The following is an 18,536-nucleotide window of genomic DNA, read 5'->3' on the forward strand; positions in this document are numbered from 1 at the left end:
TTACTTCGATGCTGACTGGCAAGTGCTTCAGTATGGTATCTTATTGCTTTCCAAGTATGGCTTCTGGCCAGGCCAACTCTATTTTCTTCGGATAGCCCGGCTCGAGCTTGGGCGCCTTGTCCCCTGAAATGATTACATATTCTTTCCCCCTGAACAGGTAAATTTTGTTCTCTTTGCTGTTGTAGTCGGCGGCGTCCAGATCGCCGCTCCCCCAGGCAAAAGGCCAGTCAGGCACAAAAGTGTTGATTTTCTTGGGGAAGCCGGCGGCAATGCTGTGGTTCCTGGCAGACAGCTGCAGGTACTCCTCTCCTTTAAAAAGAAAAATCTCCCGGCTCTTCGGGTGAAAGAAGGCAGCATCCAGGAAGCCACTCTGCCAATTCGCCGGCAGGTTCTTCACCAGGTCCGACAACGGCTTCGGGTAGCCGGCATCCAGTGCTTTGGCCTCAGGCGAGAATCGGGCATATTCCCCTCCCCTGAATATGTATACTTTGTTGTCGATGCTGTTATGATAAGCGGCATCCACCGCGCCGGCCCAGTTAGCAGGTATAGCCGGCAGGGCTTGGGCAACCCGCTGGACTTTTCCCTCGCCCGGCTCTGCTGCACCTTGCACAGACACTACCTCGCCCATCAAGCGATAAGAGGTGATAGGTCCCTTCTTTTTGTTCTCCACAGAAAAGCTGGCGCCAACCAGGGGCCAAAGGGCTTTGGCACCAAAGGCATCACTGCCCACGGTAGGATCGAAGATATTGGTATAGTTTACCTTGTCGGTATTTTTAGGAAGAATGCCCCCTTCAATATGGTATACCGCTGTAACGCTGTCGTTTTCGGTAAAGCGAGCGGCCACCGGAATGGCGTGCCAGTGGTTTGAAACCACATACAGCTTATCCCCCGGGCTGATGACGCTGGAGCCGTCCGCCTTTCTGAGCATCCTGCTGTAAACGTAGTTCTGCACCGTGTTCTTAGATTTCTCTTCTTTAAAGATGATCTCCGCAGGAACTCCTTTTTCAACCAGCAAGCTTGTCATTTCTGTTGCCTCGCAGATGGCTGACTGGTGCGCGGCACAACCGCCTGAAACAATGATATAATCGAACGGGACAGCGGACTTGTAGAGCCTGTAGCCAATGTCAACTCTTTCCACCAGCGTCTTCTTATCGGCGGAACCTAGAATAAGCATGCCGTTCTTTCTGCCCGCCGCACCCTGCTGCCCAAATGCCTGAAAAACGAACAAGCTTAAAAACAAAACTAAGACTAGCCTGGCGGTTTGAAAATTTCGGTAAAATTTACTTTTCATCATAAGCTGTTGGTATCACCAAAGGGGGCGCAGCTACCGCGCCGTACTTCCGGTCATGCTTTTATACTTCAGTAGACACTCCTCCATTTTGAGGGTAAGTATAAACAGATACGGAGAGCTATACTGCAGCTCTCCGTATCTGTTTCAAAAGTTTACTGGCCAGCCACCAGGGCTCCCATGGTGCGCAATCCGGAGCGGCTGTTTTTCAGCAGGTCAGCCGAGATCAGGCTGGCCTCTACTGCAGGTTTAAGGCTGTTGCCAACCCTTACCAGGTCCTCCGTTGTCATCCCATGCTCTAGCGCAGGATTGTTTTCTCCAACAGGAAGGTATTCTGTATTTAACATCGTGCCCGCATTAAAGCTGGCGCCTTCTATTGCTTCCCCTCCTGCATTATAGGCTACGCTTCCTAACACCGACGACTGAATAACGGGTGCCGGAGCATCGGTTTCATACACATCCACATCAGGTCCGTCGTTTGCCTGCACGTTGCCTGAGATAATGGAGTTGTAGATGCTCACCTTGTTGACTCCGGCTCTTCGGTAAACCCCACCGCCCGGGCCTGCGATGGTATTTCCGGTGATAGTGGTATTGACAATGCTCGCTTCGTTGTTATCATACATCATCACGCCGCCACCGCCGTTTTTGGAGGTACTACTGTTATTGATGATGAGGCAGTTCACTAACAGTCCTTTTGAATTGGCCCTGATGTAAAAGGCGGCACCATAAGACCGGCCCTGGTTATCTGCGATCACCGAGTTATACATGTTAACCGTAGCATCCGGGTAACCGTGCACACCGGCTGCTGTCCCTCCCGAGTTGCCACTTACCTCAGAATCATAGATATGGGCCTCGGACTCGCTGATCCATACCCCCCCGGCATTTCCAGAGGAGGCGTTGTTGTTTATCTTACTGTTGCGGATGGTCACCACCGAGCCGTCGAAGGCGTAAAGACCCGCCACGTTCTTATCCGATTTGTTTTCCACAATCTCGGTGTTGAGTATGTCCACCACGGCGTTGCCAATGGTTACGCCGCCGCCATAGTCTCTCCGGAAGTTCGTCCCGTTGATGGTAGCAGAAGAGGTTGCCGTACCGGCCTTGCCATCAGTGATGCGCAGGCCTTCGAGTACCACTTTCTGGCCTTCTGTCTTAGGTGCCGATACGGTCACCACGTGGTAGGCCACTCCTCCACCGGAAAGGATGGTGGCATGCTGTTGATGATTTGCCTCACTGCCTTCGGCAGCATCGGCCGGGTAGCCTCCTTTCAGCCGCACATACTTGCCTATTTCAAAAGTTACGTCCCCGGCATCTGTGGCATCGCCACCCGTAACGGTTACAGTAGGCGTGTAGATGCCCTCGGCAATGTGAATCGTATTCCCGCTAACCGCTATGGCCAGAGCGTTCTCCAGGCTGGTGGCCTCCTCCCAGGAGTATCCCTCTCCGGATGCACCCACCTTCACGTAAATGTCGTCCCTGTTTCCGGCTTCCTGCACCACCTGAATTTCTTGCTGCGTCACCCCGTTTGCAGAGACTGTGATTTTGGCAGTTCTTTCGTCGTCGTCGTTTTCCAGCACGGTGAATGCAAGACTAATCTTTCCTTTTTCCCCGCTTGTTTCGTCAAAAACGATCCAGTCTGCGTCCGAGGCGACCTGCCAGGGCTGGTTGGTTAAAAACACGATGGTGTGTTTGCTGCTGGTGTTAGCCACAGAGAACGTTTCGTTCTCCAGAAACAGCTTCGGCTCAACCGCATCCTCATCCTCTTTACAGCCGGATAGGTTCAGAAGTAGAAGGGCTCCCAGCAGGAACCGTGTGATATAATTGAAGTATAACATTTTGTCCATGACTTGATTCTGTTTTAGTGATCAGAGGCATCCGCCACAACAGGCATTTATACTTGCCTGCCTACTTGCTATTGCTATAGTTGCTGTAAAGCGTCTGGTAGCAGGTTAAGAGGTCTTTTTCATCTTCGAAAGCACTCTCATACATAAAGGGGCCGGTATAGCCAACCTGGTCCAATGCTGCCAGAATGGCGTTCCAGTCGTTTTTCCCCTCACCCGAGCAAGGGAAAAAGTGGTTCTCCGCCGCCCCTGTGCCATCGGCGATGTGCACCGTTTTCAGGCGGCTCCCCATAGCCTTGATCAGGTTCTCCGGGTTCTTGATGTGGTTCATGTCGATGGCCGAGTAGATGGTTTTGGGCAGCCGGGCGAAGATCTCCTGGGTCTCCTCCACTGTGCGCATCAGCGGCCGCTCCCTGCCGTTGCTGGCCGTCAGCTCGGGGCCAAGCATGTTCTCTAGCACCATGGTGGCCTTGATGCCCCGTACCGCTTCATCGAGCGCTATGGCAGACTTAATCAACTGGCTTTTGCGCATGTCCCGCTCGTTAAGCCCCAGGTAATAGCTTGGATGGAAGAGGATGACCTCCGGCTCAAGAATCTTCAGGAAGCCGATCAGTTTCTTGTGCTTTTCCACCACATCCTGCCGGTCCTCCTCATTGATGATCGAAAGGTCGATGTTCTGGCCATACGGCATATGCACCGACCATACCTTAATACCGGCCGCATCGGCCGCTTTCTTGGCGTCAGTCAGCTTTTTAATGATTTCCTCATCTGAAAGCCTGAACTTCCGGTTGCCATCCAGGAAAGTAGCCATCCCCGAGGCCTCCACATAGGTTATTCCCACCGATTTGGCATACTGAAGCTTCTCAGGCGTGAAGTTGCCGATGCCCAGACCATAGCCGACTTCCAAGGGAACCACAGGTGTTTCCGTCTCGGGTTCTTCCGGCTCAGGCGAATCCTTTCCCGAATCGCACGCGCTGAAGCTCAGCAGGCAGGTAAGTAGTATCGTTAACATTTCAGTTCGTATCATAAGTGTGAAATTTTTATTCCCAGTTAGGGTTCTGCACCAGCTTCTCGTTCAGCCTCAGGTCCTCGATCGGGAGCGGGTAGTAATAATCCCGGCTTTCGTCGAAATAACCGCCCAGCTGGAAGGGATTCAGGTAGCCGGAGGTGCCGTTGGTTAATGGCCTTTGCTGAACGTTGATGATGGTGGAGGCCTCTTTAGGTGCGCCAGCCGCGTTACCATCGTGCAGGAACACGTCCGTCTTGCCGTCGTTGTTGAAGTCGTGGGCGCCAAGGCCTGAGAAGTAGATACCCAGCATCGGCTGCTCGATCTTTTTGCCCTCTTTCCAGCGCATGAGGTCATCCCATCGGTGGCCCTCGTTGAAGAGCTCAATTCTGCGCTCGCGTCTGATCTCCAGAATAACGCCTTTGTTGGCTCCCTGATCCACGTTCGGGTACATTTCGGCCAGGTAAGGATCCGGGTTGGCATTGGCCTGCGCCAGGTCAAGGTGCGGCATGCCGACCCTGTCTCGGAGCTTATTGATGCTGATATCCAGGTCCTGCTGCGTAAGGGTTCCTAACTCGGCTTTGGCTTCTGCCAGTATCAGCAAGGCTTCGGCATAACGGAAAATAATGATGTCGAAGTAAGCGGCGCTCCACTGGTCTCTGGACGGAAGGGCCTTGATTACCCGGTAGCCTGTGGTGGTACCGTTTAGGTTTACAGGCTCGCGGGTGCTCTCGCCGTATACGGTGAAGTCGGGCCCGGCCGTAGTTTGGGTCAGGCGGGGATCGCGGTTTTGCATCTCCTCATAGAATCCCTTCGTCTCATAACCCGGGATGTCAGTGAACCTGCTGCCGTCCTTCATCAGGTAGCTGTTGATCACGTCCTTGGTAATGCCCCAGGCTCCCTGGGTTGGCGCCGTCATCAGATAGCCCAGGTTGTGCTGGCCCAGTTCTGAGTCAAAGTCTCTGGCAAGTATGGTCTCGGTCGCGTCCTGGTTGTTTCTGGCGAACAACTCGCGGTAAGCGCTGTTTACCCCTCCGGTGGTAAATAAGCGATAGGCCCCGGAATTGATCAGTTCCTGGGAGGCAGCGGCAGCTTCCTGCAGCAGTTCTTCGTAATCGCCCAGCCCATGGTACTTCCGGAATGTACCTTCATACAAGGCAATTCTGGCCTTCAGCAGCAGCGCCGTATACTTGGTGATGCGGTTGAGCTTCACCTCCGCCGGGATGTTTTCGATGGCAAAGTTGATGTCAGCCATCACAGAATCGATCACCACTTTCCTGGAATCGCGCGCCTTGTACAAATCAGGGTCGCCAGCCTCCAGTACTTTGCTGTACCAAGGCACATCGCCAAAGCGCTGCACCTTTTCGAAGTAGAAGTAGGCTCTGAAGAAGCGGGCGATGCCGCCATACTTGCGCTTCGCCGCCTCGTCGGGCACCTGGTGGTAATTTTGCAGAAAGAAGTTTATGTCCCGGAGTTTTCCCCAGGACCATCCCCCACTGCCCCGGTTAGTCGGCACAATGCGGCCGCCCCTTACCCTCTCGGATGCAATCAGCGGCAGGATGTTATCCGAGGAGGCATCATCGCTATACACCGCGGTGGTTGGCAGCATGGAATAAAAATCATTGGTTGCCACTTCCAGGTCGGTGGCCGTTTTAAAGAAGAACTCCGCATCTACCACATCCTTAGGTGGCCGGTCCAGGAACTCTTTCTCACAACCCGAGAACAGGATGGCAATTAGCGCGAAAACGGAAGTTATGTATATTCTATTCATCTTTTTCGTTGATATCATCAGGGTGAATTAAAGGGTCACGTTGATACCCATTGAATAAGTTTTACCCATAGGATAAGATCTCAAATCAGCTCTGCCGACAGCGCTTCCGGGGTTAGAGTAGTTGATGGCTGACCCTGCCTGCTCCGGATCGACATATCTGGTCAGGTCCCCGAATCGCCAGGTGAGCAGGTTCTCCCCGCTAAAGTATACCCGCAGTTTTTTCACGCTGACTTTTGAGGTCAGTGCCTCCGGTAAAGTATAGCCGAAGGTCATGTTCTTCACGCGCAGGTACCCGATGTTCTCCAGGTAATAGTCGTTCATCTCATACAGGGAGCGGCCGCCGTTCAGGGATGCATAACCTCTTTCAATTTGCGGGTATTTACCGGGCTTCTCCGGGGTCCAGGCGTTATCCACCAGGTCTTCCCTCAGGAAAGACAAGTATGGACGCTGGTAGGTGCCCCAGTAAATATCACCGGTTGGGTACCAGTTCTGCTTGGCTACTCCGGCACCGGCAACAGAGAGGTCAAAGCCTTTCCAACTGGCGCTCACGTTAAAGCCAAACGGGAACTTCGGCATGGCATTCCCGATCGGCTGCAGGTCGCCATGGTCTTCTAAAGTATAGTTACCCCGGTCTATCCTGCCGTCTCCGTCTACATCCACATATTTGATGTCACCGGCGCGAAGCTTGTTCCAGTCGTTGTTCTGCACCACGTTCAGGATGTAGTTGTACACATTGCCCAGGCTGTTGGAAGGGTTTACAAAAGAGTTCTGGTAGGCCTGTGCCTCCTCATCCGACTGAAACTGCCCGGCTACATGGTAACCCCAGATCTGTCCCAACTCCTGTCCTTCCCAGTAAGTGCTCATCAGGCCGTTCGGGTTGTCGAACTTGGTAATGACACCTTTGAAGTTAGACACGCTGCCCGTGGCTGAAACACGAAGTGGCGAGCCTCCTACCTCAAAGCTGTTGTTATAGCTCAGGCTCAGGTCAAAGCCCCTGTTTCTAAGGGAGGCTAAGTTCTCCCTCGGCTCAGCGGCACCGAAAACTCCGGGCAGCGGCGTGCCGGGCAGGTACATATCTTCTGTTTTCTTCTCATACACATCGATGGAGGCCATCAGTCTATTGCGGAGGAAGCCCAGGTCAGCACCGAAGTTGATGGTGCTGGTTGTCTCCCAGCTCACTACTTTAGGGAGCGGGTTAGGCGCGCTGGCATAGATGATGGGCTGGCCATTGTCCAACCAATTAGATTTGCCAATGCTCATGGTCTGCTGGAAAGTGTTGGTGGAGATATTTTGGTTGCCCAAGGAGCCATACGAGGCTCTTAGCTTGAAGAAACTCACGGCGTTCTCCAGCGGCTCCCAGAAGCTTTCCCGGTTTACCTGCCAGCCTGCCGATACCGATGGGAACCAGCCCCACCTGCTCTCAGTTGGGAAGCGTGAAGAGCCGTCGTATCGGGCATTTACCTCCAGCAGGTACTTGCCGTCGTAATCATAGTTGAAGCGTCCGAAGTACCCTCGTACGGCCCAGCGCTCCGAGGCTCCGTCTGCAGCCATGATCTCTGTACCAAGTGCCAGGTTAGCAAGATCTCTGATCAGCAGCCCCCCTTGCTGGGCAAAAACGCGGTCCCGCTCAAACTCCTCCTGGTTAAAACCTGCCATGAGCTTGAAGTTATGGTCGTTGGCCACGCTCAGCGAGTAAGTACCGTAGGTGTTCAAAGCGTTATAGTTGTCCTTCCAGCGCCACTCGCCAAGCCGATTGACACCAGCAGTCTGCCGATCCAGACGCGTGCTGGTCAGGTACTCAAACTCGTTAAGGCGGGTAGAGCTGGCCTGATTATTAAACCTGTTGCTGTAGTTGAAGTTGAACTCGAGATTTTTCAGGGGATTAACCTTCGCCCTGAAGGTGTTCGTGAGCTCCTCGATATTTTTGCGCTCCCAGTTCTGCCCATACTCCATGGCAGCCGGTCCGCCCTGCCCGAACACGTCGGTAGGCACACCGTCAATCATGTTAGGTGCAAACGGGTAGAGTTGGTACCAGGTGGTTGTGCTCCAAATACCGCCGTAGCCGTTTCGGAAGCCGCCGAACTCCTCGTCTTTCTCCTGGTTGAAGAGGATATTATTAGACAACTCCAGCCATTTGTTAGGTTTAAAGGTGACATTGGCCTTCAGGTTGTAGCGGTCCATGCCCCCCTCGGCGATGTTGTTGATCGTTTCCCTGTCATAAACCCTTCCGGACAGGTAACCTCTTAACTTCTCGGTTCCCCCGGATACGGAGATGTTGTGCATGTTGGAATACTGGTACTTTTTGAATAGGTAATCGTACCAGTTGGTGTTGTAGAAGAACTTATAGGTTCCGTTTGCCTGCAGCTCATGGAAAGGCTCAATTTCGCCGTTAGCTACCATCCGGATCGTCTCCCAGTCCAGGTCATTGTAGCCGGTGTAGGTGGTACCATTATACCCGAACAGGGCAGCATCCACGGTCTTTCCATACTTGTAGGGATCTGAAATGAAATCCGTTCTGGTGGTGGGGGTGGTCCAGGCAAAGTTGTTGGAATAGTTCACCACCATCTCGCCCGCCTTACCGGTCTTGGTGGTGATCAGGATAACACCAAAGGCACCTCTGGCACCATAGATGGCGGCAGAAGCAGCATCTTTCAGCACTGTCACGCTTTCCACATCCTGCGGGTTCACCCGGGTGATATCCCCCTCAATGCCATCAATGAGCACGAGTGGCCCGCCTCCGTTAATGGAGTTGAAGCCTCTTATGTTGATATCAGGGGTTGCCGTGGGGTCGCCGTCATTTACCTGGATGTTCAGGCCGGGCATCAGCCCCTGCAGGGAACTGGTAATGTCGTTGGCCGGGCGCAGGGCAATGTCCGCTGCGTTTATCTGATCCACGGCACCGGTCAGGTTGGCTTTCTTCTGCGTACCATAGCCCACGATCACCACTTCCTCCAGCGCCTTAGCATCTTCACCCAGTGTTACATTGATGTCGACACGGTTGTTGATGGGAACTTCCTGGGCCTGAAAACCAATGTAGGAGAACACAAGGGTGCCGTTGCCATCAGGCACCGTGATAGAGTAATTTCCTTCGCTATCGGTGGGTGCTCCTCTGTTTGTCCCCTTCAGCACTACCGTAACGCCAGGCAGCGCAACACCATCCTTGTCTGTTACCTTTCCTTTCACCGTAAGAGCATTCTGCTGCGGCCACTTCTCCTCCACAGGCTTAACCACGATGGTGTTCTCAACCAAACTATAGGTTAAAGGCTGGTTTTCAAAGCATTCTGCCAGTGCCCGCTCCAGCGTCGCATCCTGTAGGTTAAGTGTAACCGGATGGGCTTGCTGCAACTGCTCGTCGTTATACAGGAAAAGGTAGCCACTCTGCTTACTGATGTCCTTGAACACCTTCTTCAGGGGGGCATTCTGCTCCGTAATAGAGATACCCTGGGAGTAGGCATAGGCTGGCACCTGCAGGATCGTCATGAACAGCGCCAAGGCCACGAACCGCAGGACCAGAAATGGATTGGGCAGCAATTCACCGAGCCCCCTACTGCTCTTGAATAGTAGAATTTGTTTCATCATACAAAAGGTTTTGGGTAATTGGTAAGGTCAAATTATAAGTGATTGTACTAGCGATCATACTTCGCGTAAATGCGCAGCATAATTATAGCTCCTGTTAAGTGGTGCAGGTATATCTTCCTGCTATTGGCTGGAGACGATAATCTTTCGCCCCTCCGTCCTGAATTCTATCGCGCGGGTCAAAGCCAGCATTTCCAGCACCTTATCAATCTCCGTGTCACGGGAGATAATGCCCGAGAAATGCTTCGTTGGCACCTCTCCACTGTAAGACGCCTCGATGCCGTACCATCTCTCCAGTTGCCGCATCACCGTACCTATGTCCGCATTATTGAAGTAAAAAAGTCCATTTTTCCAGGCGACCGCCTCGTCAACATCTACCTCTTTCAGCAGGATATCTTTTCCTATACTAGCTTGCTGACCAGGCACCAACACCTTCGTGGCATTGCCATTCCCCACTTTCACAGAGCCTTCCAGCAACGTGGTGGTAATGCGCCCTTCGTTGGCATAGGACATCACGTTGAAGTGGGTTCCCAACACTTCCACGGTCGCCGAGTTTACCTTAACTATAAATGGTTTCTGTTGATTCTTAGCGATCTCGAAGTAGCCCTCCCCGGTCAGCTCCACGACCCGCTCTCGCGCTACAAAAGCCGAAGGAAAATGCAGCGAGGACGCTGAGTTTAGCCACACCTTGCTGCCATCGGGCAACACAACCTGGTACTGCCCCCCCACAGGTGTTGAAATAGTGTTGAAAAAGACCTGCTCGCTCCTGTTATCGGCTATTTCAAAAGATACCAGGCCATCCTTTTTCGATACCCTTACCCCTTTTTCTTCGCGCACCGTGCCGTTATCCAGCTCCTCCAGCACAAAAAAAGACCCGTCGCTGAAGGTAAGCATCGCCTTATCTCCGCCCGGTAGGATCTCCTCTGCCTGTTGCTCCGGCGCTATCCTGGCTGTACCTGCTAGCTGGCTGTGCTTCCTTACCTGTGTCTGGTAGACAACAAGTGAGGTAGCAAGTATAAGTGTGATGACCGCAGCATACTTCCATAAGGCTGTATGTCTCCAGAGGCTTCTTGTTTGCTCCTCCTGCGCTACCGTTTGTGAAGCAACTCGCTGCCAGGCCGCATCAGTGTCCAGAGAGGAAAAGAAGGCCAGCGCTTGCTCATGCTCACCTTTAATTTTCTCAAACAGGCGTCTGTTCCCTTCCCCGCTGCTTAGCCACAGCTCCAGCTCTTTCTCCTCCTGAGGCGAAAGCTCGCCTCTCAGATGCCTCAGTATGAGGTTGGCTTTATCGAATTGTTCTTGATTGCTCTCCATAGTGGTCGTATGCAGTAAAGACACCTATGAAGGCAAAGTGGGTGAAAGGCTACTTAATTTTTTTGCGGTTGGTGAGAAACAGCTATCGCAGGCCCCGAAGGCTTAAAGGCTGCCCAAGCCTGTGGTGCTTGCCCCTGGCAGTTGCCGCGGGCGGTTTTGTGCTTGGCCACTGCCACATTTCCAAATGTAACATTATCTTAACCTGTTGTATTAGCTCCAAAACCAGCATTTGCCCTAGCTTTGGTGAAGTTAATAGAAGGGGTGGAAGGCTCTAAGAAAGGACCATGCCTGTCAAACCAATCCAGAGGCGTAAGAACAAAATTCCGGATAACCTCAACCTATGGAGCTGCTCGTGTGGAAGATGGCCAGCCACACCAACAGGAGGGCTTGACATCATAACTAACTATACAGCTGCTGCATACTAATTGAGCGAGTACTTGCTTTTATAGCTATATAAGTATAAAGAAACCCGATTTTTTAATTATGTTTATGGCTCTGCAAAATCAAAAGGAGGTGTCATACATAGAAAACACCTTTGTTTAAAGTATAGAAAGCGTAAAAGTTGAAGGCTTTAGGCCAGAGGAAAGATTCCGGAAGTATAAGGTAGTATTCTTAAAATTTAGTTGAGATGAGCATTTACAAAGATCCGTCTATGTTGGAAGAGGGTCTGTTCTTAAAGCAGCTTTTTGACCGTTATTATGCCCGATTGGTTTACTTTTCCGCTCAGATTGTGGGGAGCAAGGAGGCTGCCGAAGACATAGCGCAGGATGCCTTCATTAAGTGCTGGAACCAGAGGGAGGAGATTGATAAACATGAGCTGGCTATTAAAAGCTACCTCTACAGCACGGTAAAACACGCCAGCCTGAATGCAGTGCGCCATCAGAAGGTGAAAGCCAACTACGCCATGCATGTTAACCATATGTCGGTTACGGAAGAAAGCCTGGATGAAGCCATTATTTTCTCAGAGGTACTCGCTGAACTGCATCACGCCCTGGACACCCTTCCCGAGAGTTGCCAGCGCATCTCCAGAATGGGTTACCTGGAGGAGATGAAGAATGGGGAGATCGCTGAGGAACTCGGTATTTCTATAAACACCGTAAAGACACAAAAGCAAAGGGCCTTGCAACTGCTTCGCCTCAAGCTCAAACCCGGGCTGTATACCTTTCTGCTTTTGATGAACCAGTAAGACGCAGGGTGCAGTTACCCAGAAGAACCACCACTTCACCACCATCCTCCCCCAGCAGCACTTCTCCACAGGAATTGCATCAAATAAAAAAGCACTTACATCTTCCGGACATAAGTGCTAGTATGCTAACGTGCCTTTTCTCGAAGCCACGCCTCCGCTTCCGATTCTTCGGAAAATACCTTTATCTCAAGCTCGTGTTTAGCAAGTTCGTAAAATGCATTAAAGGAGCGCCGCCCATAAATACCCGGACCTTGCACATATGCGTAGTAACGAACCCCATGAGCTTTGGCCTGTGGCACCCATTTTTGGATCAGCCAGTTTACGGCTATCTCCCAGGGACCAACTAGTTCGCGGTTGCTGTTCAGAAAGCCCTTGCAGGACTTTTCTTGCAGCATCGCCAGAGTCTGCTTGCCACCGATCATAACCGTTTCCAGGGACTGTAGGCCTATCCAATTGGTAGCGACAAAGGAGTTGTCGGGTGTTCTTCTCACCTCGCAGAATACATCTCCATTTGCTTTCCTCAGCTCCTTATACATTATAGAAGGTACTTGTTCCTTTTTCTTAAACACGCAATTACTCGTTCCGACAGCCTCCCCGGGCTTCCTTTCAGCACGTTGAAGTGCGTTCGTTTTACAGGAAGCTTTTCATCGCTGCTATCGTTTCCTCAGGCGCACTCAAGTTTGGGCAATGGCCTGTTGCTTGCAGTACCATCAGCCTGCTTCCCTGAATGTGCTGATGCGTATACTCCCCTACGGATAAAGGGGCAATTGCGTCGTCCGAGCATTGCAAGATCAATGCTTCGGTCTTCACCAACGGCAAATCTTTTCGATGATCAGAGAGAAAGGTGAGGTGAGCAAAGTCCCGGGCTATTCCTTCGTGGCTCTTGCAGAAACTCCCAGCCAGCTCCTGGCTCAGCTCAGGCCGATCAGAATTCCCCATAATGACAGGAGCAATGGTGTTAGCCCAGCCCAGGTAATCACCTTCCAGCGACTCAAGCAAGCCTTCTATCGCCTCCCTGGTAAAGCCGCCAACATAATCTCCGTCGTTGATGAAGCTAGGCGATGGGCTGATTAGCACTAGTTTCGAAAAGCGCTCTGGTTCCTTGATGGCGGCCAGTACCCCGATCATGGCACTTACCGAGTGGCCCACGAAGATTACGTCCTGCAACCCGAGCTCCTGGCATATCTCCAGGATATCGGCAGCATAGGCCTGCAAGGAAGAGTAGTGCTCCTTCGTATAGGTGGCTGTGTCGGAGTTGCCAAAGCCAATGTGGTCAAAGAGAATTATCCGATAGTCTTCTTCGAAGGCTGGCGTGATATGGCGCCACATGTTCTGGTCGCATCCGTAGCCATGGGCAAACAGCATCGGCTGCTGGCCTTTGCCTTTTACCGTTATGTTGTTTCTTTTAAGTACATTCATAGGGAGTTTGTGATCCGGTTCGTTGTCTGTTAAAGAATTTGTCTGAAGTCAAAGGGTATCGTCTGCGCCTAATGCTCTGCCTTTGGCCCCATCACCGAGCAGCTGCCTCCGAAAGACCATCGGTTCTGAGTAAGGCCCGTAGGCTGAAGCTTCGCCGAAGCATTCCGGGGTACCGGTCATGTTGGCAACATGGGGTGACTACCCGTGAAATACGTAATCCATAGAGGGGTTCCAGAAACCAAACCTATGGGTCAGACGGGCAGCTATAGGTATGCGCCTGGAGGATATTGGTACATGCCCCCGTTCCCGTCCCGGCTGCCCTGGCCCACCTGTTGCTATAGTCAGAAGTACCCTCCTTACTACTTGTCTTATAGCTCGTGTCTCACCTCAAAGGTAGCAATACAATCGGACTAAAAACAGGGTTGCTGCTAAAAGGCCTTTTCTAAATGCTATTACTAGCGTGTCCAATCCAATCTCTCCTCCTCCATGACCGGGTTTCAAAGCAGCTGTATCCTTAAAGGGTGTCTTTATGGCAGGTTTATTCAAGCATATACCTCGTACGAACCTCCTTTACCACACAGGAAAAAAAATTGCTGAGTACCTACAGATGCGTGGTAAAAGGTGTAGAATTTTACGATAAAGGCAGTTTAAGCAGCAAGCAGGGGAAGTGTATGTTCTGTTAGCTCTTGAAAGAGAGATTACTTCGGGAGCGGTTTATTTTAACCGGAACAGGAATGAACGCAAAAGCAGCAGAAACAACCTGCCTGTAAACAAAAAAGCACTTACATCTCCCGGACGTAAGTGCTTGATTTTCAAGTGGGCCCAGCTGGAATCGAACCAGCCACCTACTGATTATGAGTCAGTTGCTCTAACCGAATGAGCTATAGGCCCTTTCCCTTCTTAAGAAGTGCTTCCTTTGAAATGGGAGTGCAATTTTACATATTTGCATTCAATATTTCAAATACTAACAGCTAATTTTTTCGTGGACCTGACACAAATCAACAATATCATTTTCGACCTGGGTGGCGTCATCATCAACTTAGACTACGACAAAAGCATACAGGAGCTGCAGAAGCTCTGTAAGGATAACTGCAACATTGCCTACAGCCAGAAAGAGCAAGCACACCTGTTCGACCTGCTGGAGACCGGCGCCTGCACAAACGAGGAGTTCCGCCAGGGCCTGCGCGAAGCTTACAAGCTGGAGGCCACCGACGAGGAGATAGACGAGGCCTGGAACGCCATGCTGCTCGATATTCCGCAGGAGCGCATCGACCTGCTGCTGGAGCTGGGCAAGAAGTACCGCATTTTCCTGCTGAGCAACACCAACGACATCCACCTGCAGCGCTTTAACCAGATCGTGGCCCACAGCTTCACCATTCCAAGCCTCGACTCGCTGTTCGAGAAAACTTATTACTCGCACCTAGTGGGCAAGCGAAAGCCGGATGCCGCCATTTTTGAGCAGATACTGGCCGAGAACAACCTCCAAAAGTCAGAGACCCTGTTTATTGACGACAGCATCCAGCACATCCACAGCGCCAACAGCCTGGGCATCCATACCCTGCACCTGCAGCCGCCGCTAACCATCAACGCGTTTTTTGCGGATGTTGCCCTCTAGGCGGCAGCAACCCTGGCTTCACCTGCTGCTGTTCTGCCTCACGCTGGTCACCACGACTATTGCCGGGGCCGAATGGCGGTACGGAAAGCTGTTTTTCCTGGGGCCCGAAGGCTTCAGCTGGACGGGTACGCTCTCCTGGGCCGAGTTTCTGGGCGGTTTATACTTTTCGCTACCCTTCCTGGGCGTGCTCACAGTGCATGAGTTCGGGCATTATTTCACGGCCCGCTACTACCGCACCGCCGTCACGCTGCCCTACTACATCCCGCTGTGGTTCGGCATCACCTCCTCTCTTGGCACGATGGGGGCCTTCATCCGGATAAAGGAGCGCATCTTCTCGCGGAAGCAGTTCTTCGACATCGGTATTGCCGGTCCACTGGCAGGTTTTGTGGTGGCTATTCCGCTGCTGTTTTATGGTTTTACCCACCTGCCCGAGCCGGAGTACATCTTCAGCATACACCCGGAGTACGAGCGCTACGGGCTGGATTATGCGCAGCATGTGTACCAGCAGGGCTTCGGCAACTTCGCGCTGGGCAAGAACCTGCTGTTCATACTTTTCGAGCAGTACGTAGCCGATCCGGCGCTGGTGCCAAACCAGTACGAGGTCATCCACTACCCGTTCGTGTTTGCGGGCTTCCTGGCCTTGTTCTTTACAGCGCTTAACCTGCTCCCCATCGGGCAGCTGGACGGCGGCCACGTGCTGTACGGGCTTATCGGATACCGACGTTTTAACCAGCTATCTCCTATCTTTTTCGCGCTGTTTATACTTTATGCCGGGCTTGGGGTGATATCGCCCTACACGGAGCCCATGTGGTCTGAGGAGCTGCTGGTGCTGTTTGCACCGTTCGCCTACTGGGCTTACACCAAGCTACTGGGCAACCGCAACCACGCCCTGGGCGCCACCCTGACCATGCTGCTGCTGCAGTACGGCTTGGCTGGCTTCTTTCCGGAGTTGGAGGCCTACTTCTGGCTTTGGCCTTACTACGTGCTGTATCTGGTGTTCGTGCTGCAGCCAGCTACGCCAAAGCTTAAGTATAGTTTATACCTGGCCGGGGTGGTGCTGGTGGCGCAGGTGCTGATTTCGCTGGTCTTTCCTGAGTCTGATGGGTACAGCGGCTGGCTGGTGTTCGGTTTGCTGCTCTCCCGCGTGATGGGGATCTTCCATCCCTCCTGCCCCGACGAGCGCCCGCTCTCGCCGCTTCGCAAGGCACTGGGTATACTGGCGTTCCTCATCTTCCTGCTCTGTTTTACCCCTGCGCCTTTTATCATTGAGTAGGACTCAAATCCTTGCAACGTAGAAAACCTGTAAAAAAAGGGAGCGGCCGTTATAGCCGCTCCCTTTATACTTTGTTTTATATTTATACTTAGGCCTGATACCCCATGATGCCGCCCACCAGGTTGCGGACGTTGGAGAAGCCCTGCTGCATCAGAAATGCCCTGGCTGAGGCAGAGCGGGCGCCGGAGCGGCACTGCACAATTACTTCCTTTTCTTTCAGGTCTTCCAGCTCGTCCAGGCGCTGCGGCAGGGTGCCAAGCGGTATGTTCGTAGCCCCGGGTATATTAGACTCCTGGTGCTCCCAGTCTTCGCGTACATCTATTATGACAGGAGTTTCACCTTTGCTCAGGCGCTCCTTCAGTTCTTCTGCGGTGATGTCTGCTGATGCGATCATAGTTTAGTTCGTTAGGATTATTTTCTTCGTGATAACGGCTTTTCTATTTTGAATACGCAAAGTATAAACTCCCGGTGACAAATGCTCTATCTGCAGGGCATCCCGGCTGTTTTTATACTTTTGAGCATGTACCTGTCGTCCCAGCAGGTCGTATACCTGCACCAGCTCATAGGGCTCGCTCAGGTATACCTGGCCGCGGCTTGGGTTCGGGAACACGCGCATGGCGGCACTATACCGATCCTCCTCCACGCCCAATGGCTCCTGGCCTGTCATCACCGGGCGCATCATAATGGCCCCCTCCAGCGTGTTTTCCTCGGTCCAGCCCCCCGAAGCGGTGTAGGTGAACCTGCGGCCGGTTGCAGGCTCATTCTTATCAAAGCCGATGTTGACGTACCTGCTCCCCGGCTGCGTCCAGCCGATGTAAAAGCTGCCCTGCACCCGCACCGGCTGCGTCAGCTCCACCTCGTAAAAATCGTTCAGCGTGTCGGAGTACTGTATCTGGAAGCTCTGCTGGTGCAGCGACTCGCCCGGCAGGCCGTTCGCATCGCCCCAGACCCTGAAGGTGATGGAGGTACCCGAGATGTCGGGCCCTACCCTCGGAAAGTATACCCGAAAAGCCCTTACCTGGTCTACCAGGTGCAGGTCGAAGCGCTGGGCCACCTGCGTGTTGCCGGTGCCCAGAAAGCTGAAGCCAGCCTCAGCCGTCCCGTCATCCAGGGCATAGTAATCAGAGAACACTGTGCTGCGTTCAGTGATGTCGTTGGCCCGCTGCAGGGCATTCTGCTCTTTCGTGTTGAGCCAGATGCCATGCACCAGCGCAAAGCTATCGGTGGCGGGCAGGGTGATGCTCTCCAGGCCAGGTGTGCCCGCGATCTGGTACTGCCGCGCCAGCGCCGGTATTAGCGCCTGCTCGCGCAGGAACGTGTCGGCCACAGAGGCTCCCGCGTTACGGATATAGCCCCTCCAACTGATGGCCCCAGGGAAATCACCGAGGTTGTTGAGCGTTGCCTGCACCTCTTCGGCCAGTTCTGCCTCCGGGTTCTCACGGAACTGGCGGGCGGGCATGGCGGTGTAGTTTTTCAGCAGCCTGCTTATACTTTGGCTGATGGCAATGTCGCGGGTGGTGTTTTGGCCCTTGCGGCGGTTCTTGTCCAGCTCCACGTAGTCCAGGTTCCAGACATCGGCCATACCATTGCGCAGGCCCACGTTGCGGAATCGGAACCTAAAATCGCTGTGGAAGTACCTCGCCTCCCGAAGCCCCACAAACACCTGCGCAAAATCTGTCACCTCGCCCACTGCCGCTTGGTGCCATACTTCCTGCCAGGCGCCGGTGTTGTCCAGGAACTCCAGCGCCAGGTAGCGCAGGTTACTCTCTGTTCGGTCCGGTACATCGCCCAGGCCGCCCGACTGCCAGTAAAAGCTCAGATACACCGAGTCGGCGGGTGTGAGGCCTCCCAAAAGTATAGGCGCAGAAGTGAGCGTGTCAGAAGGTCCGGCGGCTAAGGAATTGGGGGCATAGGCCTGGCCCTTGGCATCCAGCCCATCCAGGGTAGCCACATTTTTGGTGATGGGCCGCAGCGCATAGCGGTTGTTGATGAACACCCCAGTGGTGCTCCAGCGCGCGGTGTTCAGGCTGTCGGCCTCTGCAAAGTCATCGAAGAAAGGAAGTGCTTGCTCCGCAGCAAGCCGCAGCTGCTTTGCCACCGGTTTATACTTCTGCGGCTGGCTCGCCTGCTGCTGCAGCGGCTGCAGCACGGCCTGTGCAGCGGCCCCGGAGGCAGCACTGCCGAGTATAAGAAGTATGAGCGCCAGCTGTTTTTTCATCCCAGGTATAAATATAAGGCAAAAGGTAGCAT

At 53.0% G+C, this 18,536-nt stretch carries 13 protein-coding genes and 1 tRNA gene; 3 read left to right on the forward strand and 11 right to left on the reverse strand.

Annotated elements, in window-relative coordinates; all coding sequences use genetic code 11:
• Positions 1–40: 40 nt before the first annotated feature.
• The 6 genes from OH144_RS11865 to OH144_RS11890 all read right to left on the reverse strand — a co-directional run bounded on the left by OH144_RS11865 (position 41) and on the right by OH144_RS11890 (position 10,793).
• Positions 41–1,228, reverse strand: a complete 1,188-nt coding sequence (locus tag OH144_RS11865; RefSeq protein ID WP_266202453.1) for a hemopexin repeat-containing protein — start codon at positions 1,226–1,228, stop codon at positions 41–43.
• 215 nt (positions 1,229–1,443) lie between these two features.
• Positions 1,444–3,129 (reverse strand): BACON domain-containing protein, encoded by a 1,686-nt coding sequence (locus OH144_RS11870; RefSeq protein ID WP_266202454.1) that lies wholly within the window; start codon positions 3,127–3,129, stop codon positions 1,444–1,446.
• Between the two features lie 61 nt (positions 3,130–3,190).
• The gene (locus OH144_RS11875) at positions 3,191–4,138 is read right to left on the reverse strand and encodes a sugar phosphate isomerase/epimerase family protein (protein WP_266202455.1); all 948 of its coding nucleotides are present in this window, start codon (positions 4,136–4,138) and stop codon (positions 3,191–3,193) included.
• Between the two features lie 28 nt (positions 4,139–4,166).
• Positions 4,167–5,903, reverse strand: a complete 1,737-nt coding sequence (locus OH144_RS11880; RefSeq protein ID WP_266202456.1) for a RagB/SusD family nutrient uptake outer membrane protein — start codon at positions 5,901–5,903, stop codon at positions 4,167–4,169.
• Positions 5,904–5,930: 27 nt separating this feature from the next.
• The gene (locus OH144_RS11885; protein WP_266202457.1) at positions 5,931–9,482 is read right to left on the reverse strand and encodes a TonB-dependent receptor; all 3,552 of its coding nucleotides are present in this window, start codon (positions 9,480–9,482) and stop codon (positions 5,931–5,933) included.
• 120 nt (positions 9,483–9,602) lie between these two features.
• Positions 9,603–10,793 carry a FecR family protein gene (locus OH144_RS11890; RefSeq protein WP_266202458.1) on the reverse strand — a complete coding sequence of 397 codons (1,191 nt, stop codon included), beginning with the start codon at positions 10,791–10,793 and terminating at the stop codon, positions 9,603–9,605.
• Between the two features lie 628 nt (positions 10,794–11,421).
• Between OH144_RS11890 and OH144_RS11895 the strand changes: the two genes are divergently transcribed.
• On the forward strand, positions 11,422–11,979 hold the full coding sequence (locus tag OH144_RS11895; RefSeq protein WP_266202459.1) for an RNA polymerase sigma-70 factor: 558 nt from the start codon (positions 11,422–11,424) through the stop codon (positions 11,977–11,979).
• A 125-nt stretch (positions 11,980–12,104) separates the two neighbouring features.
• Here OH144_RS11895 and OH144_RS11900 read toward each other — a convergent pair whose 3' ends face one another.
• The 3 genes from OH144_RS11900 to OH144_RS11910 all read right to left on the reverse strand — a co-directional run bounded on the left by OH144_RS11900 (position 12,105) and on the right by OH144_RS11910 (position 14,289).
• Entirely contained in the window at positions 12,105–12,515 is a 411-nt protein-coding gene (locus tag OH144_RS11900; RefSeq protein ID WP_266202460.1) for a hypothetical protein, read from the reverse strand.
• Positions 12,516–12,609: 94 nt separating this feature from the next.
• The gene (locus tag OH144_RS11905) at positions 12,610–13,398 is read right to left on the reverse strand and encodes an alpha/beta fold hydrolase (protein ID WP_266202461.1); all 789 of its coding nucleotides are present in this window, start codon (positions 13,396–13,398) and stop codon (positions 12,610–12,612) included.
• Positions 13,399–14,215: 817 nt separating this feature from the next.
• Positions 14,216–14,289, reverse strand: a tRNA-Ile gene (locus OH144_RS11910).
• A gap of 91 nt (positions 14,290–14,380) precedes the next feature.
• On the opposite strand from OH144_RS11910, the gene OH144_RS11915 reads away from it, so the two are divergent.
• Both OH144_RS11915 and OH144_RS11920 read left to right on the forward strand, forming a co-directional pair.
• On the forward strand, positions 14,381–15,013 hold the full coding sequence (locus OH144_RS11915; protein ID WP_266202462.1) for an HAD family hydrolase: 633 nt from the start codon (positions 14,381–14,383) through the stop codon (positions 15,011–15,013).
• Entirely contained in the window at positions 15,000–16,286 is a 1,287-nt protein-coding gene (locus OH144_RS11920; protein ID WP_266202463.1) for a site-2 protease family protein, read from the forward strand. Before OH144_RS11915 ends, OH144_RS11920 begins: the two co-directional genes overlap by 14 nt.
• 88 nt (positions 16,287–16,374) lie before the next feature.
• On the opposite strand, the gene OH144_RS11925 is transcribed toward OH144_RS11920, so the two are convergent.
• Positions 16,375–16,680, reverse strand: a complete 306-nt coding sequence (locus OH144_RS11925) for a rhodanese-like domain-containing protein (RefSeq protein WP_266202464.1) — start codon at positions 16,678–16,680, stop codon at positions 16,375–16,377.
• A 3-nt stretch (positions 16,681–16,683) separates the two neighbouring features.
• On the reverse strand, positions 16,684–18,504 hold the full coding sequence (locus tag OH144_RS11930) for a T9SS type A sorting domain-containing protein (RefSeq protein WP_266202465.1): 1,821 nt from the start codon (positions 18,502–18,504) through the stop codon (positions 16,684–16,686).
• Positions 18,505–18,536 lie beyond the last annotated feature (32 nt).

The organism is Pontibacter kalidii, from assembly GCF_026278245.1.
Lineage (GTDB): Bacteria > Bacteroidota > Bacteroidia > Cytophagales > Hymenobacteraceae > Pontibacter > Pontibacter kalidii.